This is a genomic window from Legionella steigerwaltii (assembly GCF_001468065.1).
GTDB lineage: Bacteria > Pseudomonadota > Gammaproteobacteria > Legionellales > Legionellaceae > Legionella > Legionella steigerwaltii.
Map to the genome: position 1 here is coordinate 63,688 of NZ_LNYZ01000027.1, position 26,695 is coordinate 90,382.

Genomic DNA, 26,695 nt, shown 5'->3' on the forward strand with positions numbered 1-26,695 from the left:
TATTTTTTTATAATGCCGTTTGCTTAGAGAAATCAGTTATTAATCAAATAGGTTGATTGCATTAGGGATGCAATGAAAGAAATTGTTTTTTTATGGGGCACAACGTACAATTATTTCATTTTACTTAATGTAAAAATGCACTCTAAATCCGAGAACACAGTAACTCCTGTGGCAAAAACCCACACGCCTAACAAATTACAAGATATTATTCTTGCCAAGATTGCTGAAGATCCTTGGCTTAGTCTGGATATTATTCACAATGAGCAACTTTTGATATCTTACTTTAAAGAAGCTTTAAAGAATAGCGCTCCTTTTATCAGCATAGTACCTAAAGAGCTAAAGTTGTTAATCCTTGAGTTGACTCCGATTAAGGACTGGAAATCATTAATGAAAGTGAGCAAAGAATGGCGTCAACTTGTCGCCGAGGCGGTAAATCCGCGACTTCATGTACTTGCGTACAACCTCGAGCCTATTTTAACCCATGATATGGGTCCTACGATGGAAACATTATTGTCTCAAGTTGAGTTTTACTCTCAAAGGTCTGGTAGACGAGCTAATCAGGTTGAGCAATTAATGCAACTTGGAAAGGACATGCTCATTTTAACAAAGCCTTTAGCAAAATTTCTTCATTGCCAACAAACGATAAGTAAAATTCAAGGAGCTATAGAAGGACAATATAGTGGATTTGGATTTTATTTCGGCACCCCCCGAAATAGCCAATTGTTTCAAATTATTAGTTCCTATGCCCCCAAAAGTTTGAAATTAACCAATCAACCCTGGTTTAAAGAGTTAATGTTTTATATCGGGCTTTCTCCCGAGCATGCAGTTTCTAAGTTGTTTGCTGATGCTTATTTAGAAATAAAAAATTTGAAGTGCTTGACACCTAAAGCAGATTTTGAAGCAGAAGCAAGGATTATGGCAATTTCTATGTAGCTTTCCTAGTCGTTCTTGTAGCGTTTCACTTTTCTAAATAAGCGAAGTAATTTGATGTTGAGCTGATTTTCTAACGCAACAAGAGTGACTTGATAACGGTCTAAATGCAAATCACCAACAGGTGACTTACTGGCAAATAAAATATAATTCTCGCTTACTGTTGGACAAATAAAGAGTTCAGCAAAATAATCTTGCATGCAGTGAATAAATGCGGAATCCCATTCAGGAAGCTCGTGAAAATTGATAACGAGCCAACCCATATCATCCAAAATACGATGAGTTTGTTCTATAAATTGTTGTTGGATTTGAAATGAGTCCATCCCGTAATCGAGGTACATATCTGCAAAAATGATTTGCGTGCTGTTACTTTTTTGAAATTTGATTGCGGTTTGCGCATCCGCAATGAGTATATCGATATTCTTGGCTTCTGGTAATTGAAAAAAATCCATTGCCACATTATAGACTTTCTCGCGAAGTTCGATACAAAGCAGCGAGCACTCGGGAAGGAGAAAATGAAGGCAGTGAATCAAGCTTCCACCGCCTAATCCTAATAACGTGATATGAGTTGGTTTTAAAAATGCCAGAACTAACAACATCACGCGTGTATATTCATGTACAGGGATATGAGGGTATTGAATATAGATACCGGTCTGATCATAGACTGGATCAAAGTTAAGTGCTCTGATACTTCCTCTATCAATGACAAAAATATCGCCCCAAGAATCATTGGTGCGATAAATAATCGTGTTGCCAAAGAAATCATGGTCATTGAAGTTATTCTTTGAATTCAATTGCAGATCCTTTAATGCATCATGTACTTTTCTACCTCTTGTAGCCTGGGTGAAGGCGAAGCCGGAACCCGGGGCGGTTTGCGCCAATATTCCCCGGGTTCCGGCTTCGCCTTCGCCCAGGCTACAAAAGATTTAACAGTGGACTTAAATAATTGTTGGAGTTACTGATTTTTTAGGAGCATCTGTTGTAACCTGGGTTGGCAACGTAAACATACCATGCTGAACTGCAGCTTTTGCACTACCGGGCAATAAAACAGACTCCACGGATTTCTTCGCAAGCGATCTTTTATCATCAAGTAAGGTTTTACCGTTACCGTCTTTGATCGTTAAATGCAGGCTTTCATTATTCTGATACTGCTGCGGTTTTAATGCAACAAATTGTCCGGACATATCACAAGACTGGACATATTCTTCTGACTTAGTATCTAGACCAGAACTGTCAGCAATTTCTAAACGACAGGTGAATAATTCTCGAGCGGCAGCCCATTCTTGCAACTTGCCTTTTTCAGATAAAGCGGCAGTAAAATCAATGGTGTTTGTCTCAAGCACGGGGGAGTCGAATGCTTGCGCCACCTTGTGCAAAACCTCAGGCTGCTTTGTGCCATAACTTAGAATGAAAAATTTATTACGCACTCGGATTAAAGAAGCGCTTCCACCTAAGGATTCAACCATTTTCTCTAGAGCTTTTGTTTGGTCTTCTTCATTTCCTATAGAATTTTCACCGTCTGTAAATAATATGACGTTGTTGTGCTGTGTGGATTGCACCAGCATTGACAATTGATCGGAGACTGTCCCCAAAAGTCGGGTTGAATGATCTGCTCGTAATTTATTGATATCACTAGTTAGCTGGGTAGCGTCTTGTTTGCGATAACTACCTACTTTTCGAGTAGTAGAATTGAATTCAGAGATATTAATGACAGCATCGGGTTGGAATTGAAATAAGGCATCCGCCAATTCGATTACGCTCTTTTTCAAGGTAGTTAAACGCTCTCCTTCCATGCTTCCGCTTGTATCCAAAACAAAATGATAGGCAGGGGGTGTCAGCGCATCAGGAACGAAAAAGTATGGAGTGATTTCAGTTGTGTCCTCACTTACTTTTTTCTCCGCATAAAAAACTTTTTTACTTTCAAAGGATTCCGAGTGGGCAAAAAGTAAGGGTGATTTCCCATCAATTAAAATGAGTTCTTGTTTGTATGCTTTTAAAAACTCTTTGATGTTAAATTTGATCTTCTCACCTTCGATACTCATGTACTTATAGGTTAGAGAATTAAATAATGGTGCATAAGCAGCAGATGGAAGTTGGATATTTATGTATTCCTGTTGCTCGTCCAGCGTGTATTCGAGTCCGGTTAATTGCAGAACACTCAACACTGCCAAACACGATTTTTTGTGGGTTTCGCTCATTGCACTATCAGCGCAGCTTGCATAGGTAATCTCCTCAGCAAGTAACTCAGCAACCGTCTTTTTTCTAATCGTTGGTTTTACAGTATCTTTTTGCAGGAGATCCTGTAAATTCGCTGCCAACGCCTCAGCTTCTTTTGTGGTTCCTGAATTAAAAATGACACGTTCATCTTTGCAAGCAACTTTGGTGTTCTCTAAAGGAACACCCATAGCGTTCAATAGCCCCACCATATTTTTTGTTCGTAAAATATTATTAACGAGATGCTTCATAAAAAACCCCTTTTATTAAAATTGACGCAAAGTTGCCGGGGATAATACACAGAAATGAAAGGGAAAAATAGATAATTGCAACACGTGTAACGTCTTTTTTGAATGGTTTGCTAAGTATTATGTACTATTGATAAATCCCATCTGTTCGGGGAGATGTAGCAATAAAATTTTTATTTTATTCAATTAAATAGCTTTATTAAAAGGCTATTTCTATGTTTTAGCCGTCATGGACTGTTTTAAAATTATACTATAATTAAGGGCAGTGAAAGTCTAATTTGGGTAAATAATCATGTCTAAAAATCCAAATGATGTAAAAAACGGCCTTGAAGATATGAAGGCAGCTGCTAACTTTGACGAAATTTATAAACAAATAACAGAAGATATGTTGCAAAATGGGACATGGAGTGACGAAGAAGTAGAGGCGATGCGTTTAATTTCCGAGGGGACTCATGATCCCGAATCGATTCGCGATCTAATAGAACTGGACGAAGAAGCTAATAAAAAAATAGCAGACATGTACTTTATGATTTTGCTTAATACATTGATACGCAGCAAGGCTCTAATGCCATTTAAGTTGCCTGAAAATGAAATTAAATCTTGGCCTGACAATTATTCCAGGGGGCAATTTGCCGCCGATCTTTGTAACTATAAAGAACAATTGAGTCGTAGCGAAGTAGGAAAGAAGGCAATGAAGGCTGCTTCTGAATATACTGCATTATACGAAAGCACTGTAGGTCCAAAATCTGAGGACGCAGCTAAGGAATCGGAACAAACAGCTCATAAATTAGCAAAAGGTGATAGTTCAACGTTTGATAAGGTGTGCGATACCTTAGGTTTTTTATATGGTGTAGCAGATGCTTTATTACCTGGGCCTTCTGGTCCAAGCCTACAAACGATGACCAGTCAGTCAGCAACTATGGGATATGCTGCGGGAATGTTTGCCAATGGTGTTTTGGAACTCGCTAAGTTCGCTCTATCGGCACGTTAGTTAATCCAATGATGATTTTTGTGTGTAGCCTGGGTGAAGGCAAAGCCGTAACCCGGGTTTCGCTGCGCTGCACCCAGGCTACAACGATCACAGGCAACCTAAATTTTCATTAAAAGATTGCATTTAAAGACAGTATCTACATGAGGTTATTATCATAAGACATTTGACAGTTCCATTGCCACTTTGATGTCCATTTTCGTAATCAGTGAAAATACATGGTCTAATTCTTGGGGCGAACTATTATTCTTTAAAAATTTCATACAGCGATAAGTTAAAGTAAGTGCTTCTAATGCCAAGCTTGGTTCCCAGGTAATTAATTGATGTTGCTCAATGAGCTCAACAATAAATGCAGTATAGGGTTTTAAAATGGTGAGTTCATTTGCAGCGAGCAATGACTCACATAAAGCCATATAAGCAAATAACTTCACCTTATCGCTAATTGAGTCTTTGTGAAGCAATTCAAGCTGGTGGAGGTGCGTAGTTTGTTTTTTCTTGTCCGACTGAGCAATTACTTCTTTTATCTCTTGAAGTTGCTTTTGTTCAATTGCAGACAAGGTTTTCTCACTGTCCCCGCTATGAGGGATCTTTTTGGCCATGAGAAGGTTCATTTGTTCCGCATAATTTTCGCTAAGAAAAGGGGTATTGTCGTTAAATTGTAATTGTTCAATGCCAGGAATCCTGTTTATAAAATGGATTAATTCGAGCTTGACTGCTTCATAGGCATGATTAAATTTTCTATCGAGTTTTTTCAATGCATTAAGGCTAATCAAATTTAAATCCAGCCAAAAAGGTTCCTGGGGTATTATTTCTTCTGCTGTTGCTACTATCTCCGTTAAATTCCCTATATTTTGAACTTTTTTGATGCGCTCTCGATTAAAGTACTCGGGCGGTTTTACGAGGGTCAATCCCTCTTCGTTATAAGGTATGGCATTGATTCCGCCCCAAGCAGCAACCCGATTTAAATAATAAGCATAGGGATTGGTTGAATCCTTTTCCATTAATTCTCGTGCGGATTGAGTGAGTATCAGTAAGGCAGGTTCTAAATGGATGTTTGCTGTTTTCTGTTGTTTGGATTCGTGCAACTCGATAAACGATTTTTCTTTTGGTTCCATAACTGGAGGAACAAATGTATTAGCCGATTCTATTTTTTCTCGTAAATTTGCAAAAAGATCAATATTTACTGCACGAGCAAGCAATTCACTCTCGAGTTTTTTTAAGGTGTAGGTAATTTGTTGCTGGTATTCCTCATCATCGTGCGTTAATTTTATCTGCGATAAATGGTTCAATGATTGAGTCGCGTACCAGTTTAACGATTCAATTTTTGCTTGCAAACGTCCTTGAGGGTATGCGTCTTCCCAGAAATTTACAACGAAATCCAAGAGAAATTTGAGTCCGTCAGCGAGTCCTTTAAATTGATACTGGTGAAATAAACTGTACGCCAGATACGAGGCGATTTGTACGTCTTTAGTGTGATAGGTCAGCAACTCAACTGCATTATTGCTAATGTGCTGCCAATCAACGTCCGCTGATTGGCCAATCCTTGATAGTTTTTGAATTTCATTACGAATAAGGGCATATTGGGAAAACTCATAACATTGTTGCCCCGCTTTGTTGAAACCGGGAATTGGGTCTGTTCCCAACTTATTTATGGAGTCGATTCTAAACATCGTACTCTCCCTGAGCCCAACAATCTGTGATAGTTCTTGGAAGCTTTGATACCTGGGCGAGATTGTGTTGTGCTACTCTTAAGTTTCTTTGCGCTGCAAAGTATTTTTCAATCTGCCACATGATGTCGCCGCCACCCTTGACGTAATAACTGACGCGAATTTTATCAATTTTGTGCGCTTGCAAAAATTTCGTATGTTCTGGAAAGCCCTCAGGATAAAAATCTTTTACACCGGTATTAAAATCCTGTAAAAATCGCAAAAATCCTTCATCTCCATGGTACTGAACTACTAATCTAGCGCCTGCGAAGTAAATAGAAATTTCGGTAGGACCACAACTTTCCAATTTCCAATTAGGAATTAGTTGCTGAGAGGGGTAGTTATAATTTTCTAATGTATATTGTTTTTCCTTACATTCCACGCGTAAAACCGTTTTATAAGGAAGAGTAGTGGCTTTTACATCTAAGTTTGTGGGTTGTGCATAAACCATTAAATCAACGGCTGAGCCCTCATCTTCCGGTTTTTGTTTCAGATGGCGTAGCGCGTCCATGTCTTCATTAATTTTCATTCCAGCTGTTAGTAATTGATAATACTGAGGCGTGAAGGGGAACTCATGATTTAGAACATATCTGGGTAAGAAAGTGTTCCCTATTTGTTTGACGAAAGGAAGGGAATATTTGTCATGAAAAAGCCAAACCAGACCGCCTTTAGCAAATAAAGTCTGATTCAATTCTTCGCCACTCAAAGCGATCGTGCGCAGATACACTTCATCGAGCCACTTCTGTTGTATAAAGCAAGAGGCAAAACGATTAGTATAGTCAATGTAGTAATCCAACGGACCACGCATTAACATCCAAAAAGGATTAGAGGAATCAAGTTGATCAAAATGCTCCAGTGATCGTCTCATATCGACCAGGGCTTGATATGCTTGCATGACTACGGAAGACTGTCTATCTACTTCAATTTGGCTCAAATACAGTTCTCTAGCAGTCATATAAGCCTTAACTGCTTGTACGTAGGGTTCCTTATAAAGTTGTTTTAATAAATCACGGTATCTCATATAAGCCTTCACCGCGCTCACTTGGGTATTAAAATTTAATTTATTCGCAACGCTAGGAGGTCTGTTGTTCATGTTATTGGGACCAACAACGTTAGCGGGATTTTTATTATCAACGCTATTATTGTTCAACTGAGAAGGTCTCTCTTGGAGTTTTTTCATCCACTGAGAAACCAGGTCAGAAAGTTGCTTAAATTCGACTCCCTTATCGCTACTATGGCTATACACCATAAGATCGGAGAATTGAAGAACAAGCTGAATCCAATGAGGTGTTGTAAAGGGCAGTTTACTTTGAAATTCGGACGCCAAATCTTGTAAATAGGCATTATAAGGACTACTGGGTTGCAGCATGTCATTAAAGGTTTGATCCCATTCATATTGGAAGGCAAGTGTCTTGGTCCCTTTATAAAAATTAAGTGAAAAATTTTTCCATACACTGAGTCGTGCTGCGGCATACCACATTTCAAAACTACTTTTGGGGCCACTAATGTCGATATACAGAGGTAAGGCTTGATTAATTTGTAGCAGTAAAGACTGAATGGCTTCAAATCCTGCTTTGGTGTATGCAGGGACTATGAGATAATCTCTAACGATATTTGAGCCTATCCAGAAACTGTTTAAGCCAATTTCAGACACACCTTCTTGGGTATTAGCCCACTCAAGCAGCCAACGCAAATCCGATGACAAGATATGGGATTGATCAAGCCACAAAATTAACTTACCTGATTCGCCTCGTAGTTGCTCTGTGTTCGGATTCCAAATGACATAATCTTTGTATAGTGGACCAAAAGTATTAAGAAAACGTACGGGTAATTGGTTGTATCCCAAGTATCTTATTTGCGGGTCGGGCATTTGCATTAATGTGTTGGGACTGACACCGCTTATTATCTTTGCTTGGATTAAATTAATCCGACTTACCATATTTTGGACCAAATATGCTTTTTGCGTATCAGTTAAACTACCGCCATGAGCAAGCATTTGCTCCATTCGATCATCAAGAAGCGTTAATATATATGCTTTAAAATTATCTACATATTGCTGACTATAATAAGCGTATAATCGATTTAAACCTCCTCGATAAGGTAATACTTTAATTTGCAATTGATTTCTAAAGAGATCGAGTTGACTCATCAAAGCATGATAATCGCCAAACTGCAGTAAATTTTGTTCCAATTGATTGGAGAAGGATTCTTTTTTGGGTAAAGGCCTTATCAGTTCAACTAAACGATTGGAGGTCGCATTATAGACATAGATGAGATAGCCTGCAGCAACCGCACCCACAAAATACCAGACACCTAAATGCTCCCATCTCCGTTTGTTTCTATGTTTAATTTCAGAGCCTAATAAGGACATAGGGCGTATCAGCGAGAGCTGAATTTGATCAATAAAATCATAGTAAAAAACGCTCTCTTCCGTGCCATTATTCTGATATTCGCCGAGCAAATAAACCCCGTGCAGCACCGCGGGCTCAGTATAAGGTGACGAAGAAAAAAATAAATTGGTGAACCTGGAATAATTTTCTTTGAGTTTTTTCAAGGTCAATGGGAAATTAAATGCCGTCACGTCTATGGGTTTTTGCGTTTCATATAAAACAATATCAATGACTTCTTCAGCTCGATTGCTGATGTAATTGAGTGGTTCGGCTGAAGTGGAGTCCTTGAGTGGGTTAGCAACAATATAACCCATAGCTTGAGTCCATAAGCGATTAGGCATGAGTCCCACAAACTCTTGAAAACCATCTAATTCATTACATCGAGTGATGCAAAACAGTACTTGTTGCCGATAACCCGTGAGGAGACTGACTTGATCAATACGATCTTTCAAGGTTCGTGCAAGATGAGCAATGTCTGATTTATCACCACTTAAAAGCTTAGCGGCAGGCAGTTCAATGACTACTTGGTCTACGGGTGTAATTGCTTTTTTCTGACTCTTAATGTACTTAAGGAAATCCAGCCATTGTTTTTCTACTTGTTTTGAGGTGTTTGCTTCAAAAAGCTCTGCATCAACACACCATATAGCAAAATTATCGAGTACATAAACTTGATTACGCTGTAGCGCTTCATCTTCCGCATCACCCACCATAAAATGGGTATGTAGCTTCAATCCGTTTGAAATGAGAATGGTTGTTTTACCAAAATAAATTATCCAGGGCATTTGCCAGAAACGTTGTGCTCCACCGGCGATATGATTTGTTTCAATATAATCCAGTGCATTTTTTAAAGTGAGACGTAAACCTTCCGTCTCAATTTTTTCACCGGCTTCTTTGGCTTTCGCAGCTTTTCTTTTTTTATACCACTTCCGAATAGCCCATGTAATGCTGTCGAGAATTATGAATCCCAAGAGCATGCCCAAGAAAATAACTATACCGACCCATATAGGATAATCGAGATGAAACGTTATAAAGGCGGCATAAGCTCCCAAAATAACGACAAGCAAGATCCAAAAAATGATATGTCCTAATCGTCCCATTTGACTCTCTTGCTTAGGTCCTGTTTCCATTTCTACTATCTTGGTCAAACTGCCCTGACTTTCTGTGCTCCATGCTCACATACCTTATGTATGCTGCGCTTCGGTGCTCGAAAATCAAGTCATTTTGACTCAAGCTAGCGAAATAGCCCATTTCTATTATCTTGGTCAAACTGCCTGCTTTTCTGTGCCCCCATGCTTACATACTTTATGTATGCTGCGCTTCGGTACTCGAAAATCAAGTCATTTTGACTCAAGCTAGCGAAATGGCCCATTTCTATTATCTGGCCAAACTGCTCTGATTTTCTGTGCCCCCATGCTTACATACTTTATGTATGCTGCGCTTCGGTACTCGAAAATCAAGTCATTTTGACTCAAGCTATGAAATGTAAAACAGGCCCTATTTAATTAAATGTAAATAATTAGTAACTGTATTATTAATTACAAAATAAAAAAAGAAATATATTATTAAAATCACTGGAATAGGTAACAACCACCACAGAAAACTTCGATATTGATCTAATTTTGGAGGAGCAACTTGTAAATTATCATTTTTATAAGCCAAAGGGAATGCAACAAACTCCTCAGGATAGTTCGCCATATTAAACCCATGACTTAACTGTTCTAATGCAAAATTTTTATACTTTAGCAAATCAGGTTTATCAACCGGCTTATGATAAACCCCTTCAAATCCTAAAATCAAACATCGATAATAAATTCTAAATAAGTCATCTTGTTTACTGGGTATTTTGCTTAAGCGAGTAAAAAACTCTTCGCCGGCACTCGTCGTATTAAAATATTCAGCTTGTAACAATTTATCTTGCCACTGTCTAACACCTGCCCAATTTGATTTTTGTACTAACTCATCAATCCAGGCACAAACGGCAAATAAAGCTGAATTTAAATTATGTTTATCAACCTCATGTTCTTTCGTTTTAATTTCAGCAATTAAAGAAGTTATTTTGCTTCTGAATTCATCGTAATTAACGGTCGCAAACTGATTTGCATTTAAATCCCAAGTGTATTTAAATAAATCATAAAAAATAGTTTGCAGATTCACTTTATCCTCCTACAGCGACAACATCGATCAATATGTCTACTGGTGTTTTTCCTAGATAAAATGCAACCTTTCTTTCCATCTCGATTTTGGACCACATTACTGATTTATGGTCAATATGATAATAAAGACAGTTAGCTCCTTTAGGTACACCTTCAGGGGCCGTGAGAAGTCTGGAGATAGGCGCTCCGGGTAATGCAAAATCTATATAATTTTCAATTTCTGAATGAGCACATAACTTACCGAAATCTTTAATCATCTCAGCAACTTCTTCTTGATCATTTCGTGCATAAATAACCAAGAAATAATTTCTATCTTTTTGGATAAAATTGTTACCAAGATCTGCGTAATAATGAGTCTTCTCTTTAACCATTCGACGAATGCGATCCGGATCTGCGGAAATAATCGTTAATAATTTTGTGACAAATGCTTCGATTAGCTTAAAACTTTTGCTCAGGTCACTATGATCGTAAACAGGTATTGCTGAAATAGTTCCACTACCCCCCTCAAAAAAATTAATTTCAGTTGAGTAAAAACTTAATTCGCCGATCAAACGTTGTAAAAGACCATATATTTCCCAAGGATGGACGATTTTGGCATTGAGGCAATGCCCCATTATGGCAACATTTTGTAATAATGATCGGAGTGAAAATAAACGCGCAAAATTGCTGTCATCTATATGAGTGCTGTACGTATCAAGCGGCTTTTTAAATTTCTCTAATTTGCTCGTCGTCCTAACTAAATCATTCTGAATTCGGTTCAGCAATGAATTTAAATTTTTGTGTGCGCTAATACTGACACAAGAAGGATAAAAATCAGGAGCATAATACATTTCGTCATTAGTCCGTCGTAATTCGGCTACCTGGATAATGGAATAATTGTGCGTATTTTCAATTTCGAATTCCCAGAATAACTTGACAACATAAAACAAGGATCGCAAATGCGCTTGTGCTCCTTGATGATAATAATCTGGAAGCTCATCACCTGCATTGCAACTTATATAACGCGTACCCACGCTATTTAAATTTTCTAGACTCTCAACAGTGGTTACATTCGCTACATTTTTCGAAAGTTCTTTAACACCAATGTATACTTTCAGTGAATTCGTGTTCTCTGGCCAATCCGACTTAAATGATCGGGGTAAAAATTTGGCATTCACATCCACCTCAACAAACTCACCGCTGGGTAAAAAAAATGCCATTTTTTCTACATCAAAAATACCGCTTTTAAACGATTTATCATTCACTTCCAATTCAGTAAATCCCCAAAAGTATGGGGTGATGTAGCGTAAAAATTGTGAGTGAACATAATGCTGATTCAGCTCAGTATATTGAAAATGCTGAGGTTGTAAAAAAAGTCCATGTTCCCAATCAATCGGCGTATTCCAAATCATATTTATTTATCCCAATATTTTTTTAAGGACACACGATTCCTTGTTTTCGTGATTATAGACGCTTTTGTAGAACTTTCAGTGTAGTTAATAGCTCGGGATCCAAATTCAAGATAAATACCAAGTCGTCCCATCTGTCTTGTTTTTTTCCAAAATGTAAGTGGATTCCATTTATTAAATACTGGAACTTCATAGATACGCACTACCCCAGCAGCTGTTAGATTGTAATATCCAGCGACAACAAGAACTTTTTTTGTTTCTGCCATACGTGCAATTGTAAAGGTTTGGGTCATTCCAGGTGCGATAAAAAAAGTTTGAATATGTACTTTTTTATTTGTTTGAGTGAGGTTATCCGCTTCGGTATCCGCATCAAGCAATTGACTAATTCCTTCGGCAGTTACGATTTTGTTTTGCACATCTTCTAATTTTTCTACCTGAACTACAGAGAACTTTAAAGTATGTTTTTTATGGTCATATAGATTTAAGTCTTTGCTGGCTACCGCCCGAATAAGGATCGCATTATCTTGGTAGCTGCTTGCTAATTGGGGTTCAGTCTGCTTCCCACCCGTTGTGCAGCCACCCATAATGAGCATTAAGAGACAAAATATTATTCTTAGCATGGCTTTAATTTTATTATCCTTAAACATGAGCGTTAATCAGGGGCTTTTGATCATTCATCGTTCTGCCCACGCCTTGTGGCGTGTTTCTGAAAAATCCCCATAAACTTTTTTACGCTACATACCACGCATAAAGGTGAAATGTAGTCCTTCTAAGGAAATGAATATTTATTCCCATGGTATCAGAACCTTTAAGGAAAACAATAGAAACCCTAGTGCATAACCTCTCTAACGTCTAAAATAGCCTTAATCCCGGATTACGACTTCGTCTAATCTGGGCAACACGTCCTTAAGCGATGCCATTACGTGACCGCTTATTACATTACTTTAACCAATACCGTACTTTAAACATCTCAATATCTTTCTGTGGGGATAACCAACTGACAACGCCTAAAATACTCGTTGTCTCGCAGGCTAATCGTATCGGCTTGAAACAACCTTTGTCTAAAATAACTTCAATAAAATAGGAGAAGGGTTCTTTTACGTAAAGTTGGAGTAGTAATTTTAATCGATTTATATTTTCAGTATTTGCTAAAAATGTAGGAAATACATCAGCACCTAGAGGGCCTATAGAAATTAATAAACTATTACTATTCGATTTAAATTGGCTTCCTAGGTATGCAGTTCTGCTTAAGTGATGATTCGCTTTACCCAAAAGGCAATATTGCTCTTCGGGTATATCTTGTATTGATCGAAAAAATGAATGGACATCAATCGGTACTTTGAAATAATCATTTAAAAAACTTTTTAGACTCCAAATGGATTTACTGTCAGAAACCCAGTGGCTGGAATAGCGCAGCAAGCAACTGTAATTAGGTATTTTATTTCGCAGCTCTTTTCCCGCTAATCCGATAAACCCATAAAGGGCTTCTCTATAAGTGGCATCATGATGTTCTGCAAATTGCTCAAATATTCTATTTTTCGACCATGCTTGAAAAAGTATCTTATAAAGTCGCTTATGAAAGATATCGAGCAAACATTTCACTTCATCTGAATCCAGATCATTATCTTGGATAAGTTGTTCCGTATAAAAAGTTGGCAGCGGAGAGGTTGTCCCATATAAACTAAAAAAAGTAGCGATTAGGGTAAACTGGTTCGTTTCACTATGGCGTTTAATCTCATGAATATCGGTTTCCGGAAAGGCCAAGCTCAATAAAGGAATGATATCTAATTTTCCTTTTAATCCGCCGTGTTTTGCTTCATAGGTTAAGAGATGGCCAATCAAACGAATTGCTTGATAAAAATTAAAACTTTTAGGTTGAGTTAATAACTTTTCTAAGATATTAAGCTCGGATTGTTCAACCTCGGTTGCCATTTCCATACCTCTTTAGTTCTAGCATTTTGTAAATGTAATAGAGTAAATGTATTGATTGGTGCATTGAATCCAAAAAAAACATCCATCACGCAGCCAAATAAATACATATCTCCAATGCATTTAAAGCAATCAGGGTCACAAATTAGAGTAATATGAGATCCTGCGATCATTTCTCCATAATAGAGACGACGTGCTTTATTGACAATTATATTTTCAATACCTCTTACTCTACTCATATTCAGTTGGTAATTTTCTCCTTTTTCATAGAGATATAAGTTGAAAATATGTCTGAGGCGATCTTTATCCAATATTTGCAGCAAATTCAATGCTAACAATGACTGAAAATTCCATATTAAAGCTCGGTCATAGGTTGGGACTAAAAAAGAGGATGGAGGGATAAGATTCGTATAAGCCAAATTTTCAGGTGAGGTGTCAGTGGGTAAAGTAATATCTCCTTTATCTAAGAGCCTGGGTAAAGCACCATTACTACACACGAGCTCTATAGATAAAGTTTCATCAACAGGAAACTCTTTATTAAAATCATAAAAGAAACTAATGTAGGTATTTCGGCCAGGCCCAGTAACTGAGGGTCTATGATGATAGGTGTATTTATAGTTTAAATTGAGTTCTTGGTTAAAATTTAATAAATGATCGTAGTCGATGCGTTTTCTTTCTTGTTGGCGATACCCTGTAACTTTTTTTACATCATATACGGCATAGTTTTCACCCAAATCATTGTTAGGAATAATTTGATAGTCTGGTTGTTTATGATCGAGAAAAATAGGTTCAGCGTAATGATCAAATAAATTAATTATTGGAACGGCGTGCAGTACCAATTGTAAATTATCTAGACCATTCATCCATTGAGGAATCTCTTCCAATTCAAAATTGATTTTAAAATCAAATCCATCCGTATTGCGGTTCCATTTTTCTAAACCATCTAAACGTAGAAATAGAAACTTATAGGGTTGATGGAGATACTCATATAAAACTCTATGAGGATGATGCACGTTAGAGGCGAGTGGGTATAAAACCTCTTCATTATCAAAACCACATGGTTGTAAATATTCTGGAGATAAAACCAGCCTTTCTTCACCTTGTGCTTCAATTGTAATTCTACTGACATATCGTTGCAGTAGATAAAAGGTATTGCAAGCATCTTGCAAACTTTGATTAATAAAAAAGCGCAATGAGGAGGCTTGCCAATTTTTTAATGTGATGCCGCAAAGATGGCAATTGATTTCGAGTTGACTCACACCACTAATTGAATCTTGGAAATTAATATCAGTAATAGTAACTGGTTCTACTATGAGGGGGACTGTCGTACGAAATAGGCATTTAATCTCATTAATAGGAATAGAGGCTAATTCCGTTCCTTTAGGGACGAACAGAGCCTCGCTTAAGTTACTTTTAGGAATAAACTGAATGACCGATGTACTGGGCACTGGTTTGGAATAGAGCGTAAAAAATAATTGGGTTAAATCATCCACCATTCCAGGTAATTTTTCATCAATTACCATCTGCACCTGGCTCGTCAGAAACGCAACTCCTTCTAACAAACGCTCGATGTCAGGATCGGTGCTTTGCTCCCTTAACAAAGGTGCGATTGCAGGATAATGCTCCGCATACTCTCGCGCTAGTTTTCGTATTTTATTTAATTCATTCTGGTAATAATCAATTATCATATTTCTACCTTAGAGCCCCGTTCAATGTCTCTTATCTTGTAGCCTGGGTGCAGCGCAGCGGAACCCGGGTTGCGGCTTTGCCTTCACCCAGGCTACGATGTTACGTGCAATTACGTGTTTTCAGCCTTAAGCGAAAAGACTTTAAACTGACTCTCAGAGTTACAACGTAACAAGCACGCGACCTTTGCTTGTTAAAATAGTAGTAAAATAAACAGCGAGGCTATCAAATGACTTATTTAGCTGCGCTAAAATATTACAAGTAATAATTTGCTTACTTGGGTCAATTAAAATTTTAGACACTTGAACAGAATCCAAACGTGGTTCATAACGAAGGATGGTTTCTTCCAAATGAGCTCTTAATTCTTCTTGATAAGCGAAAGAATAATCCTCAACGAGTATGGATAATTCAGATAAGCCGTATTCCTTATCAATTGGCACACTACCTTGTCTTGTGGATAATATTTTTTCAACGTGATTGCGAATTGATTCAATCAATATGGATGAATCCAATCTGGCTGATAGAAGAGATCCTTGACGAGCATAGCGACGAACTCGTTCCGTTAAACGCTCTTCCCTCATTAACCAACTCGCATTAATTTAGTTAAATCCCAACCAAATTCTTGATTGTTCTTCTTATCCATCACTTTATAAACCGTAGGGCGCATATCCACAATAAACAGGGGTCCTGCTGGATGAGAATAAGCGTAATCTACCTCTAATACTTTGGCCTTCTCTAAAGTAATCTCAACTGCAGCTTCAACTTCGCCCGAAGCACTGGATCGCAGGCAATGGATAATAGCCGAATTGATGTCCTCGCCTGTAAAGATACTTTGAGTATGGGGGACAACACCTGCCTGATCCCACAATCCTGTTAGACGAAAATATTTACAATCGGGAACGCCAATCAATTGATTTTGTGCATCGAATGCTCGAGTGATGCGTTGTTTAAAATCTAGAAGCGTTACCCATCCCTCATATCCTTTTACTGTACTGCTGCCTTTCACGACTCCGGAGGCTTGGGTGGTAATTTTTGCCATAAGCTTATATTGAGTTCTGGCAATCTCAGAGTCTGGTAACATAGGTAATATGGCTATGTCATTTCCCTCACTTTCATTCGCAGCCACTTTTATTCTCCTTGTTTAAGATCGAGACTACCCGTTAATTGTAATGTGATATAAGCACCCATGAATTTAAAATGAGGCCGAACAATTAACACACATTTATACCATCCAGGCTCACCAGGAACATCTTCTACACTCACTTTGGCAAGTCTCAATGGTTTTTTTGCTCTGACTTCGGGGACTGGATTATCCATATCAACAACATAACCATTAATCCAGGTATTTAACTCACGTTCTATATCATCACGTTCTTTGGCTAGACCAATTTTTTCACGTTGTATCACTTTTAAATAATGAGCCAGCCTACAAATAATAAACATATAAGGGAACTGTGTTCCTAATCTATAATTTGTTTGCGCTGTTTTGCCTTCAGGGGTATCTGGAAAATGTTTCGCTTTTTGGATTGAGTTTGCTGAGAAAAACGCAGCATTATCTGCCCCTTTGCGCATCGTGAGTGGAATAAATCCTTGCTCGGACAATTCATATTCGCGTCGTTCTGAAATGAGTAATTCAGTCGGGATTTTAACTTGAATTTCACCCATTGCTTCATAGAAATAAGAAGGTAAATTTTCAACAGCGCCACCACCTTGAGGTCCAATGATGTTGACACACCAACGATATTTGGCAAAACTCTGAGATAAGCATCCAGCAAGAGCAAAAGCACTATTTCCCCACGAAAAAGCATTTTCACCGGAACTTACATCTTCCTCGTAATTAAATGAACGAACCCCATAAGTTTCTTTACCATAGGGCATACGTAACATAAAACGGGGTAAAACCAAACCTATATAACGCGAATCTTCAGATTCCCGCAAGCTATGCCAGGCAATATAAACAGGGCTTTCAAATATTGCCTCTATATCATTTAAATGGGGTAATTCAGACATCGATTTGATATTGAAAAATTCTGGACTTGCTGCGGATAGAAAAGGAACATGGGCCATAGCACAAACGGCAGCGATATTTCTTAGCAAGTTCACATCTTTATAACTTGGGCCAAATGAGTAATTACCAATGATGGCACCATAGGGTCTACCACCAAATTGACCATACTCTTTTGTATAAACTTGTTTGTATAAGCCGGATTTAGGAATTTCAGGTGCATCAATAAAGTCATCAAACAGTTCATCTTTTGATACATGGATGAATTCAATCAAACTATTTTCACGGAAATCGGTGCGATCCACTAAATATTTTAAACTGCGCCAAGCGGACTCGAGTTTTTGAAAATCTGGATTATGGAGAATTTCGTCCATTTGTGTGGAGAGTTGTTTATCCAAAATCGCAATTACGTCATCCACTAACGCAGGAGTCACTGTTTCATCGGTCCGTTTACTTTCAACAATATTATCTATAAAAGCGAGCAGGCCTTTTTGAGCGAGGGCATATTGCTCTTCATCCGCTGTAATATTTGTTCCAGCAAATAATTTCTGCAGGGATTTATCTTCTTTCTTCTTAGCATTATCTTGTGCATCAGCCATGGCTGTCTCCTTGATCCTGCGGCTTTATTTTGGCTTATTTCTTGTCCTTAATTTCCTTGATGAGTTCTTCGCGTGCTGCAGAATCTTTAACAATCGCATCCAATCTGCGTCGAAACTCTGGAATATTTCCAAGAGGGCCCTTTAGTGCTTTTAATGCTTCTCGTACTTCAAATAGTTTTTGTAATTGTGGGACTTGATGTAAGATTCCATCAGGATCAAAGTCTCGCATCGATTCAAATTTTAAATCAATATTTACGGTATCCTCTTTGTTTTTGCTAAAACGATTCGCTACGCGTAAGGATAATTTTATGTGATGTTCTTTGAGCACTTCATTAAAATTGTCTTTGTTGATGTTCACGGTACGGCGTTTTTCTAAGGGAGTGTTGTCTCCACTAGGGTAAAACTCTCCGAGAACGAGTTGTCGTAAAGGAAGTTCAATCTCCTCCTCAACCCCTTCGATGAGCGCTTTATATACAATATTAATACGTTCTTTTGGAGCGACAGATTGTTCCTTGTTAGTCATTTTTTATCCTTAATAAATCGAATTCATTGTAATAAAAAAGCCTGTAATAATAAAAAATTAGCATAAATTTCAAGATTTACAAAATTATTCCAGAAACAATTCTGTTCTGTCATCCCTCGCTGTGCTCGGGATGACGTACATAGCCGTCACGGTTAAGGGAAGACATGCGATAAATTTTATCTTTCATCCTAATCCTAAAATTAGAGGTTTATTCATTTTCTTTTGCGATATACTCCGGTGTATGTATTGTTGGGCTTAACACATGGCCCTTATCTGCTAGTTGCACCCCTTTTCCTGCTTTAGCCAGGACAGGAGAAATAAGTTTTTCATTTGCCTTATCAAGCTGTTTTACCAAAGTTGATCCTAACTCTGCAGCAGCTTCCAATCCAGGAATCTCTTCTTTAGCCGCAGCCCAAGCTGCTGTTGCCGCTGCTTTAAGCGTTGCTGTCATACCTGTAGCCATAACCAACTCTTCTACCTTGACCACATTAACTGCTGCTGCCGCTGCTTCGGCCTCTTCCCCTGCGCCTGCACCAAGTTCCACCATAGGGCCTCCAGATATATTACCGAAGATATTCACATCGACCGTTGCTAAATTGGTTATTGCCCCCGCTAAGGTGATATCTGCTTCAGATAAGATACCGATTTCAGGTGCTTGGATTATAATTGATTCTGGAGTAATGGTAATGGAACTGGCGCCCACCGTCAGCGAAATGGTTGCTTCGGCTTCCAACATTACAGCAGGGGCTGTTTTTAAACTCGTCGCCCCATCTTCTTCATAACGCCAGCCTTGAGTGAGTTTCACATGAAACCCAGTGGTTGTTTCTATAATAGCACCCAGTCTATCAATATAATCGAGTCCAACTACCGATTGAGCTCTCGCGCCATAATACGCATAATAAGCTGCCCCTTTATTGGAGTAGGAAGTGGTACCCCACACATCGATGAGGTTATTACCGCCAATACTTTGTGCCTGATGTCCGGATATGTCACTTATAGAGTTTTTTTCAATACGTTGATACGCATTACTTTGTGTATTGAGAAAAAAGCCTGCGTCAAGTTTTGATTCAAATACATTATCAGTACCTAGGGTTAAGGTAGTCTCATTATGCGGTGTTGAGAGTTGTATCCCTTTCGTATCGCCATCTTGTTCGTTGATAAAGAACAGATTTTCTTCTTTAGTATAAAGCCCCATATAATGTTGATTTTGTGAGGTAATGACGTTTCGATGTGTGGAGTTACTCACGGTGCCCAATAGGATAGGTAGATCAGGATTACCAAATTGAAAACCGATTACTACTTCATCACCTTTCCGAAGCGGTAAGCTCATCGCGTATTGATCCCCAATATAGGATTCCATTTTGCGCACCCAGCCCGATCCTTTCCCTGGTTTGTCATCGCTAATGGCAATCCGGAATTTGTATAATCCTTTTTTGCTGATTTGAACGGTATTATCATCACCTTCATGATCGACAAAACCAGGTAACATGCCATTGATGCGAGGGATGCGATCTTGGATGGGCTGTCTGTAAGCGATTGATTTATTGATTGCTTTATATTCGCATTTAAAATAATCCTCAGGGTGGTGTTCTTCACCACTATGCAGTGAGGCAAAGGAGCGCTTTTGCGAACCATGATAAGTACTTTCAACAATCAACATGGGGATATTTAATGAGGCCATCTTGAAATTTTTATGGTGAATGATTGTTCCTGGATTAATAAACGAACCTGAAGAAATCCCCGTTAGAATTTCTTTCTTCCATTTATAACTTTCGCTAATAAATTTCGCTAATTGCTGATTTTCATGATTACTTTTGATGTTCTCTGCCCAATACGTTATTTCACCATGGCCCATTGCATCAATAATCGCTTTCGAAGAATAGAGTTTTGATGATTGATCAGGGTTATACGATTTGACGGTGACTTTTTGAGGTTGTGCTTCAGTAGTCAATTGAAAATTGTAGAGTAAATTTGCGGTAGGATTGTTTTGACTGGCCATAGTATAAGACTGATAATACATTTCATGAATGTCTTGATTATTCTTCAACGTAGAATTGGCATCCGTGATGACCAGCTTTTCCTCGTTTTTATCTTGACTAAAATAATAAAATAATCCTTCAAACTCCATCCATCGGGTAATAAAATCCCAATCCACTTCATTGTATTGAAAAATAAACTCTCTGGGTTTATGTTCCATTATTAAATCGAGTTCGACTTGGGTAATTCCGTTTTTATTTAATATTTGTTTAATGACTTGCGGGATTGATTTATTAAGAAATACCTCCGTATTGCGGATGTGTTGTAGACGATGGACTTTAGGCATGAATTGAATTTTATAGCGGTGATACTTATCGTAACTATCAAGTTGTGTAAAAGACACAACCTCTCCATTTAACGGAGTTGTTCCACCACCTTTTTTAGCAAAGATTAATTGAGCTTTTTGACTCATGACTTGTTGCGCGTGAATGGACATTTTACTCACAAATTCAACGGTAAAGCGATATAACGAAGAAATAGCAAGTGTACCTGCAAATTCGATGACAATAATTTCTGACTGAGCGACCCCTGGAATGTGTAATTTGGGCATCAATATCTTGGCGTGCATTAAGACTCCTGTTGCCTTGATCGTTAGGGTCTGTTTACAACTGTACTATCTTGGCTAAGATCGCAGCATTATGGCTCAATCTAGCGAATTGTAAACGGGACCCTGGCGTTTTTACGCAAAACATCCTGTCTCTAAAAAGAATGAGATTTCTGCAATATGAGAGAATGCATTGACAATAACGAAGGATTCTTATTCATGTCAAGGGCAGATGATACCATTGACAACCCTTCCTACATCCCGCATATTGTCAGCAACCCGCGTAGTGGATTGTTGCATTAGGACTATTCTTCAAAGATGAAGATATTTAAAGATAAATCACACACCGTTATCACTTTCAATTATCGGCATCAAGGCAAAACAAAATTAGCCGTTACCATCATGGCAATGTTTTCTTTTTCAAAGCAAAATAAATTCCTTAGTTATGCTGATTTTTGGCGCGTCGCAAAGAAAACATTTAATATCAGTCAAGGTGAATTTATTGATTTGCATATGGCAAAGCAACGCGCAGAGTTTTTTGTTAAAGGTTCGTGCTACAGCTACGATAATGAAACACGCCAAAGTTTTGTTAAAGTCACATTGGGCAATCAGGAAAAACAACTCACTGTCTGGGGCGACAGGAAATGGCTGAAAGACGGTGAAAGCTACCGTTTATCTCAACCTGATTGCTTCAAAAACATACCGATTACTTTAAACAACGCTTATGGTGGTATTGACCATGAACTCAATCCCGATGGAAGGGGATTGATAAAACAAACAGACACGATTACCGAACGGCATCTACCTAATGTGGAATTACCTGGGCAACCTATAAAGCAGCCAACTGATACTCCTTTGCCTGCATTATTGTTACCGCACTCACCAACCTGCAAGCAACAACTTAGCAAATTCGGAACGATTGATAACGATTGGTTACACAATGAAAGTCCTTATTATCCTAAAGATATTGATTGGCTCTTTTTCAATCTTGCGCCAGCTGATCAGCAAAGAGAACATTATTTTCAAGGTGATGAAGTGTTTTCCTGTATCAATATGCATCCTGAGAAAAAAATCATTAACGGCCAATTGCCCGAGTTGCGTGTACGCTGTTTTTATAAACGAATTGATAGCACAGATAGCCTAAGTGAACTCAATGTGAATTTGGATACGCTTTGGTTATTGCCTGATCAAGAAAAGGGAATACTTATTTGGCATGGCATCATCGATACACAAGATATTGCTGCCAATGATATTGAGTTTATTCGTAGTGCACATGAAGTTTTGACGGAAGCACCAAAGGACGTCGATTATTATGCGATGCAGCGCAGTAAACCGAAAGAGATAACACCTAGAAAGGCACGTGACCTCAGTACTATGAAGCCATCCCCGCTAAGCGGTTTGGGTTTTAATATAGAAGAAGAATTAAATGAAATAACAGAACGCTTGCTTCCAGAAAGAAAGAGATTTTTGGGGCAGAACGAAACATTTAAGATATTTCAAGGAAAAACTCCTGAAGAGTCTTTAATGGCAATTGAAAGCTATTATAAAAATCGCAAGCAAACATTACCCGCTCATTCCTCAATTACCAGTCTTCTAAGGGCTGCATCACACGGTGAACATATGCCTTATGAAGTCAATCGGAAGGGGATGCAATTTCTGGATTTGCTTAAAAAACAGATTGCACGCAAGGCGCTTTCAACTTCGGTACCGCCTGAAGTTTTAAGTCAATCTAAAAAGTTGGAGCAACAAATTGAGTATATGGAGAAAATCAGTGCAATAACTCAATTTCGAACGGGGGCAGTTGGAAAATCAACGCATTCACGAGAAGAAATTGTTGCTGGTTTTAAAGAGGGAAAAGATTTTTCTGGAAAAAATTTGTCAGGGATTGATTTATCTGATTTGGATTTATCCGGCATTAATTTATCAGGGTGTAATTTAAGCGAATGTAATTTGACACGTACTCGTCTAACCCAAGCTGATTTATCAATGACAACATTAGTTCATGCTCATTTATCTGAGACCGTATTCGCTCATGCCAATTTAACCAATGCGTTAATAAAAAACGCTTCTTTAGATGGAGCAAATTTTTCTGAAGGATGTTTGCAGCATGCATTGATTGAAGACAGTTCTGGTAAACAATGTAATTTTGCAAATTCTATTTTAAATCATGCGCGTTTTAAGAAATGTCACTTCAATGCAGGACACTTTGTTGGCATAAAAGCTAATTTTCTCGATATTGTAGACTGTACTTTTCAGGAGAGTGATTTTTCTGAAGCGAGAATGCAATTTGCGAACGTGCATCAAGGGAGCTGGGCCAAGATTAATTTCACGAAAGTGGATTTGTCGCGCGCGCTTTTTGCAGGGGTACAATTATCCTTTGTTGCCGGAAATCATTTAAGTGCACCTCATCTCTCGTTAACCAACTGCACTATGAATCATCTCATTTTGGATAAAAGTCAGTGTGATGGCCTTAGTTGTAAAGGGGCAACTCTTTCTGAGAGTACTTTTTCTGGTAGTACTTTAACTCGATTTAATGTGATGAACGCTACGGTAACACAAAGCCATTTTATAAATTGCAATTTGACTCATATACGTGGCAACGAACAGACTAAAATATCGACCAGTGATTTTGAGCAGTGCAATCTAAGCAATTCAGCATTACTTGGTGGCCATTATGAAGAGCTTACCTTGAGTGACTCCACGCTTGATGCATCTCAATTGATGAAGAGTGCGTGGAAAAAAGCAAATTTCCGCAAATGCAGTGCGAAAAAATTTAGGTTTGTGAATTCAAACATTGATTCGTGTTCTTTCCGAGATGTCAATTTCTTTCAGGGGATATTCCATAGTTCAATTTTTGAAAATACTGAATTTAATCATTGTAATTTATACAGTATTGCATTCACAGATTGCCAAAGAAAGGATGTCACTATTCAGGATTGTCTTGTGAAACATATTGCTTTGAATGAGGAGGAGCAATCCCCATGAACGCTGAAGAGTTAGCAACATTACTGAAACAAAGAAAAACCATTCAAAAAGTTTCATTGGATTCTATAACCATTGAAGGTACTGAAGCGGTACGTCCTGTATTTGTGGACGTTGAATTTAAGAATGTAGTGTTTAAGAACGTGAAGTTTGTTGCTACCATCTTTGAAAAGTGCCGCTTTGAACAGGTTACTTTTGACGCATGCGATATGCAGTTATGTACGATTACTTCCTGCATCATAAGTCATTTAATCAGTGATAAAACCAATTGGAATTCTTCTATGTTTCAATCAAATGAAGGCCCCATTTATCTTCAGGCAACAGAATCCAATTTTTCGAACAGCAAATTGCGTGGGCATAATTTGCAAAAGAGTCATTTTAAAAATTGCATGTTAAACCGAACTAATCTTTCAAATTGTGATTTATCCGACTGCATTTTCGTGAATACAACGATGGAGAAAATTACTGCAAAAAATTCGCACTTTGTTTCTGTCTTATTTGACGAGGTTAATTTAACGGCGGCAAATTTTGAAACCAGTGAATTCAATAATATTAAATTCAATCGCTGTAATCTCCATAGAAGCTTGTTTATTGAAGCGAAAATTCATGAGTCCGATTTTTCGGTCGCATCGGAAATAAAGCAGATCAATTTATTTAAAGCAACAATCAATCAAACTACTTTTAAAGGGATGGATTTGGCACCAGCCGTTTTGCAAAAGACCCAATTAAACGCGGTGGATTTTTCTCATTGTCACCTCAATCAATGCAATTTGAGTCAGTCTAAAATAAGCAATTGTTTTTTTGTTTCTGCAGATTTAACCCAGTCATTGTTTGAAGAGTCAGAAATACAAAATACTTCCTTCACTATGGCCGTTCTCAATTATGCCCGATTGAATAACAGTCATTTAACTGCTTGTGATTTCTCAGCGGCACAATTAAACCTGGCATCCTTACATCATGTTACCGAAGATAAAGTCAATTGGGAGTGTGCAGAACGCGAGAATATATTGAAAACAAATCCAGAATTGTTGGAAGCAGAACAGTGGTCATAGCTCAGGTTCATGTTAATGTTTACTCGAACGGCTGTATTTGGCGCATCTTGCGAGAAAATTTTCCTAATCAATGCTCACATACTGATGTATGCTGCGCTTGCTTAGAAAAATTTTCTCACAACCTGCGCTCAAATCCAACCGTTCCCTGATATGGGCTGAGCACTTACGAACAGTAGTCATAAAAAAGGAGTCCATAATGCTTGAACCTGAATTAACACGTACCGGCACTCAAGGTGAATTATTGAGGGGAAAAATTAAATTCTGTTCAGGTGATGGATATCATATCCTGATTCAAGGTCATTTAGTGAATGCCCAACCTGCGTTTTCATGTCTTATCACTCCTTTAGTTGACGATGACGTTTTACTGTTTAAAGAGGCAAACAATTATTATATTTTATCGATTATTCATCGTCCTAAGCCTGCTCCTGTAACTATGAAATTAGGTGAAAACTTGAGTCTTATTGGTGAGAATCATGATTTAAAATTGAATGCGCCTCATATTCATTTGGTTGCTCAAGAGACGATTAATTTAAGTTCACCCGTGCAAAATATTGAGTGTAATCAGGGTACATTTTCGATAAACAATGTTTTATTTAAAGGGGATGTACTGAACTTTTCATATCAATCATTGAACATGATGTGTAACTACATGCAAACGATTAGTGACACAATCAATACGCAAGCAATCCGTTTTTATCAGCAGATTAATGAGCTAGAGCATCAACTCATAGGCCACTTGCGAAGTATTGTAAAACATACTTATCGGATTGATTGCGATGAAATGGAAATTTATGCTCAGGGTGATGCAAAGATCGCGGCGAAACAAGTTCAGTTAGGATAAAAAACATGACTATGGCGTGTATGATGGGTGGAGAGGTGATGACCCCGGGGCCAATTGATGTATGCAAAATGCCTCCTCGCGGGACCCCTAACCCTTTTATGAATATTGGCACTTGGCTGATGTGCGTTGATTTCGTTCCTACGGTATTAATCAACTCTTCACCAAGCTGTAATACGGGAACCATTATTCCGGAGTCCAATGGGGATCAAGCGGGGACCATGGGGGGAGTGATTTCGGGAACTTTTATGCTTTTAGTCACGCCCTTAACCGGTGCGTTTAATGTGCTCATAGATGGCTTACCCGCAAATAACTTGGGCATGACGGTCACTTTATCCAATGATACCAACACAATGGGCATCTATTCAGTCCCTTCTCAAACAGATGTCATTGCGCTTTAAAAGCAATGATATGGACTCATCCTCCCTTTTACCCGGCACCTAGATGAGCCACACTGTTAAGGTCTACCAAACCTTATCGGAA

The 26,695-nt window shown here is 38.3% G+C and carries 20 protein-coding genes; 6 read left to right on the forward strand and 14 right to left on the reverse strand.

Annotated features, from left to right (window positions below; translation table 11 throughout):
- Nucleotides 1-72 precede the first annotated feature (72 nt).
- The gene (locus tag Lstg_RS13775; protein WP_058478254.1) at nucleotides 73-933 is read left to right on the forward strand and encodes an F-box protein; all 861 of its coding nucleotides are present in this window, start codon (nucleotides 73-75) and stop codon (nucleotides 931-933) included.
- 5 nt (nucleotides 934-938) lie between these two features.
- Here the strand turns inward: Lstg_RS13775 and Lstg_RS13780 are convergent, their stop codons facing one another.
- Together Lstg_RS13780 and Lstg_RS13785 are read right to left on the reverse strand one after the other, a co-directional pair.
- Complete coding sequence (locus Lstg_RS13780) at nucleotides 939-1,724, reverse strand: class I SAM-dependent methyltransferase (RefSeq protein WP_058478274.1); 786 nt, start codon at nucleotides 1,722-1,724, stop codon at nucleotides 939-941.
- A 144-nt stretch (nucleotides 1,725-1,868) separates the two neighbouring features.
- Nucleotides 1,869-3,395 carry a VWA domain-containing protein gene (locus Lstg_RS13785; protein ID WP_058478255.1) on the reverse strand — a complete coding sequence of 509 codons (1,527 nt, stop codon included), beginning with the start codon at nucleotides 3,393-3,395 and terminating at the stop codon, nucleotides 1,869-1,871.
- A gap of 289 nt (nucleotides 3,396-3,684) precedes the next feature.
- Between Lstg_RS13785 and Lstg_RS13790 the strand changes: the two genes are divergently transcribed.
- Complete coding sequence (locus Lstg_RS13790) at nucleotides 3,685-4,383, forward strand: hypothetical protein (protein ID WP_058478256.1); 699 nt, start codon at nucleotides 3,685-3,687, stop codon at nucleotides 4,381-4,383.
- A gap of 152 nt (nucleotides 4,384-4,535) precedes the next feature.
- Here the strand turns inward: Lstg_RS13790 and Lstg_RS13795 are convergent, their stop codons facing one another.
- The 12 genes from Lstg_RS13795 to Lstg_RS13850 all read right to left on the reverse strand — a co-directional run bounded on the left by Lstg_RS13795 (nucleotide 4,536) and on the right by Lstg_RS13850 (nucleotide 21,364).
- Nucleotides 4,536-6,050, reverse strand: coding sequence for a TssA family type VI secretion system protein (locus tag Lstg_RS13795; protein ID WP_058478257.1), 1,515 nt, complete (start codon nucleotides 6,048-6,050; stop codon nucleotides 4,536-4,538).
- Nucleotides 6,043-9,603: a type VI secretion protein IcmF/TssM N-terminal domain-containing protein gene (locus tag Lstg_RS13800; protein WP_058478258.1), complete on the reverse strand. Its 3,561-nt coding sequence runs from the start codon at nucleotides 9,601-9,603 to the stop codon at nucleotides 6,043-6,045. Before Lstg_RS13800 ends, Lstg_RS13795 begins: the two co-directional genes overlap by 8 nt.
- Before the next feature lie 367 nt (nucleotides 9,604-9,970).
- Complete coding sequence (locus Lstg_RS13805) at nucleotides 9,971-10,630, reverse strand: DotU family type IV/VI secretion system protein (protein WP_058478259.1); 660 nt, start codon at nucleotides 10,628-10,630, stop codon at nucleotides 9,971-9,973.
- Nucleotide 10,631: 1 nt separating this feature from the next.
- Nucleotides 10,632-12,020, reverse strand: a complete 1,389-nt coding sequence (gene tssK, locus Lstg_RS13810) for a type VI secretion system baseplate subunit TssK (RefSeq protein ID WP_058478260.1) — start codon at nucleotides 12,018-12,020, stop codon at nucleotides 10,632-10,634.
- Between the two features lie 2 nt (nucleotides 12,021-12,022).
- The gene (locus tag Lstg_RS13815; protein WP_058478261.1) at nucleotides 12,023-12,664 is read right to left on the reverse strand and encodes a type VI secretion lipoprotein TssJ; all 642 of its coding nucleotides are present in this window, start codon (nucleotides 12,662-12,664) and stop codon (nucleotides 12,023-12,025) included.
- Nucleotides 12,665-12,956: 292 nt separating this feature from the next.
- Entirely contained in the window at nucleotides 12,957-13,949 is a 993-nt protein-coding gene (gene tssG / locus Lstg_RS13820; protein ID WP_058478262.1) for a type VI secretion system baseplate subunit TssG, read from the reverse strand.
- Nucleotides 13,910-15,634 (reverse strand): type VI secretion system baseplate subunit TssF, encoded by a 1,725-nt coding sequence (gene tssF, locus Lstg_RS13825; protein WP_058478263.1) that lies wholly within the window; start codon nucleotides 15,632-15,634, stop codon nucleotides 13,910-13,912. Before tssF ends, tssG begins: the two co-directional genes overlap by 40 nt.
- 159 nt (nucleotides 15,635-15,793) lie before the next feature.
- The gene (gene tssE / locus Lstg_RS13830; protein WP_058478264.1) at nucleotides 15,794-16,213 is read right to left on the reverse strand and encodes a type VI secretion system baseplate subunit TssE; all 420 of its coding nucleotides are present in this window, start codon (nucleotides 16,211-16,213) and stop codon (nucleotides 15,794-15,796) included.
- Nucleotides 16,213-16,758, reverse strand: coding sequence for a type VI secretion system tube protein Hcp (locus Lstg_RS13835; protein ID WP_058478265.1), 546 nt, complete (start codon nucleotides 16,756-16,758; stop codon nucleotides 16,213-16,215). The genes tssE and Lstg_RS13835 overlap by 1 nt, the downstream gene beginning before the upstream one ends.
- A 2-nt stretch (nucleotides 16,759-16,760) precedes the next feature.
- Nucleotides 16,761-18,236: a type VI secretion system contractile sheath large subunit gene (gene tssC, locus Lstg_RS13840; protein ID WP_058478266.1), complete on the reverse strand. Its 1,476-nt coding sequence runs from the start codon at nucleotides 18,234-18,236 to the stop codon at nucleotides 16,761-16,763.
- Between the two features lie 34 nt (nucleotides 18,237-18,270).
- The gene (tssB, locus tag Lstg_RS13845) at nucleotides 18,271-18,759 is read right to left on the reverse strand and encodes a type VI secretion system contractile sheath small subunit (RefSeq protein ID WP_058478267.1); all 489 of its coding nucleotides are present in this window, start codon (nucleotides 18,757-18,759) and stop codon (nucleotides 18,271-18,273) included.
- Between the two features lie 208 nt (nucleotides 18,760-18,967).
- On the reverse strand, nucleotides 18,968-21,364 hold the full coding sequence (locus tag Lstg_RS13850) for a type VI secretion system Vgr family protein (protein ID WP_058478268.1): 2,397 nt from the start codon (nucleotides 21,362-21,364) through the stop codon (nucleotides 18,968-18,970).
- A gap of 294 nt (nucleotides 21,365-21,658) precedes the next feature.
- On the opposite strand from Lstg_RS13850, the gene Lstg_RS13855 reads away from it, so the two are divergent.
- From Lstg_RS13855 to Lstg_RS13870, 4 genes are all read left to right on the forward strand, one after another.
- Nucleotides 21,659-24,325 carry a DUF2169 family type VI secretion system accessory protein gene (locus Lstg_RS13855; RefSeq protein WP_058478269.1) on the forward strand — a complete coding sequence of 889 codons (2,667 nt, stop codon included), beginning with the start codon at nucleotides 21,659-21,661 and terminating at the stop codon, nucleotides 24,323-24,325.
- Nucleotides 24,322-25,374: a pentapeptide repeat-containing protein gene (locus tag Lstg_RS13860; protein WP_058478270.1), complete on the forward strand. Its 1,053-nt coding sequence runs from the start codon at nucleotides 24,322-24,324 to the stop codon at nucleotides 25,372-25,374. Before Lstg_RS13855 ends, Lstg_RS13860 begins: the two co-directional genes overlap by 4 nt.
- Before the next feature lie 196 nt (nucleotides 25,375-25,570).
- Entirely contained in the window at nucleotides 25,571-26,215 is a 645-nt protein-coding gene (locus Lstg_RS13865; protein ID WP_058478271.1) for a DUF3540 domain-containing protein, read from the forward strand.
- 5 nt (nucleotides 26,216-26,220) lie between these two features.
- Nucleotides 26,221-26,613, forward strand: a complete 393-nt coding sequence (locus Lstg_RS13870; protein ID WP_058478272.1) for a PAAR-like domain-containing protein — start codon at nucleotides 26,221-26,223, stop codon at nucleotides 26,611-26,613.
- Nucleotides 26,614-26,695: the final 82 nt, after the last annotated feature.

Bases quoted from the DNA above. Each gene is read 5' to 3' on its own strand.
- Lstg_RS13815 (WP_058478261.1), bottom strand. From the start codon at position 12,664: ATGTTTAAGGATAATAAAATTAAAGCCATGCTAAGAATAATATTTTGT.
- tssE (WP_058478264.1), bottom strand. From the start codon at position 16,213: ATGAGGGAAGAGCGTTTAACGGAACGAGTTCGTCGCTATGCTCGTCAA.
- Lstg_RS13795 (WP_058478257.1), bottom strand. From the start codon at position 6,050: ATGTTTAGAATCGACTCCATAAATAAGTTGGGAACAGACCCAATTCCC.
- Lstg_RS13800 (WP_058478258.1), bottom strand. From the start codon at position 9,603: ATGGAAACAGGACCTAAGCAAGAGAGTCAAATGGGACGATTAGGACAT.
- Lstg_RS13790 (WP_058478256.1), top strand. From the start codon at position 3,685: ATGTCTAAAAATCCAAATGATGTAAAAAACGGCCTTGAAGATATGAAG.
- Lstg_RS13865 (WP_058478271.1), top strand. From the start codon at position 25,571: ATGCTTGAACCTGAATTAACACGTACCGGCACTCAAGGTGAATTATTG.
- Lstg_RS13785 (WP_058478255.1), bottom strand. From the start codon at position 3,395: ATGAAGCATCTCGTTAATAATATTTTACGAACAAAAAATATGGTGGGG.
- tssF (WP_058478263.1), bottom strand. From the start codon at position 15,634: ATGATAATTGATTATTACCAGAATGAATTAAATAAAATACGAAAACTA.
- Lstg_RS13860 (WP_058478270.1), top strand. From the start codon at position 24,322: ATGAACGCTGAAGAGTTAGCAACATTACTGAAACAAAGAAAAACCATT.
- tssG (WP_058478262.1), bottom strand. From the start codon at position 13,949: ATGGCAACCGAGGTTGAACAATCCGAGCTTAATATCTTAGAAAAGTTA.
- Lstg_RS13850 (WP_058478268.1), bottom strand. From the start codon at position 21,364: ATGCACGCCAAGATATTGATGCCCAAATTACACATTCCAGGGGTCGCT.
- tssC (WP_058478266.1), bottom strand. From the start codon at position 18,236: ATGGCTGATGCACAAGATAATGCTAAGAAGAAAGAAGATAAATCCCTG.
- Lstg_RS13855 (WP_058478269.1), top strand. From the start codon at position 21,659: ATGAAGATATTTAAAGATAAATCACACACCGTTATCACTTTCAATTAT.
- Lstg_RS13775 (WP_058478254.1), top strand. From the start codon at position 73: ATGAAAGAAATTGTTTTTTTATGGGGCACAACGTACAATTATTTCATT.
- tssK (WP_058478260.1), bottom strand. From the start codon at position 12,020: ATGATTTGGAATACGCCGATTGATTGGGAACATGGACTTTTTTTACAA.
- tssB (WP_058478267.1), bottom strand. From the start codon at position 18,759: ATGACTAACAAGGAACAATCTGTCGCTCCAAAAGAACGTATTAATATT.
- Lstg_RS13870 (WP_058478272.1), top strand. From the start codon at position 26,221: ATGACTATGGCGTGTATGATGGGTGGAGAGGTGATGACCCCGGGGCCA.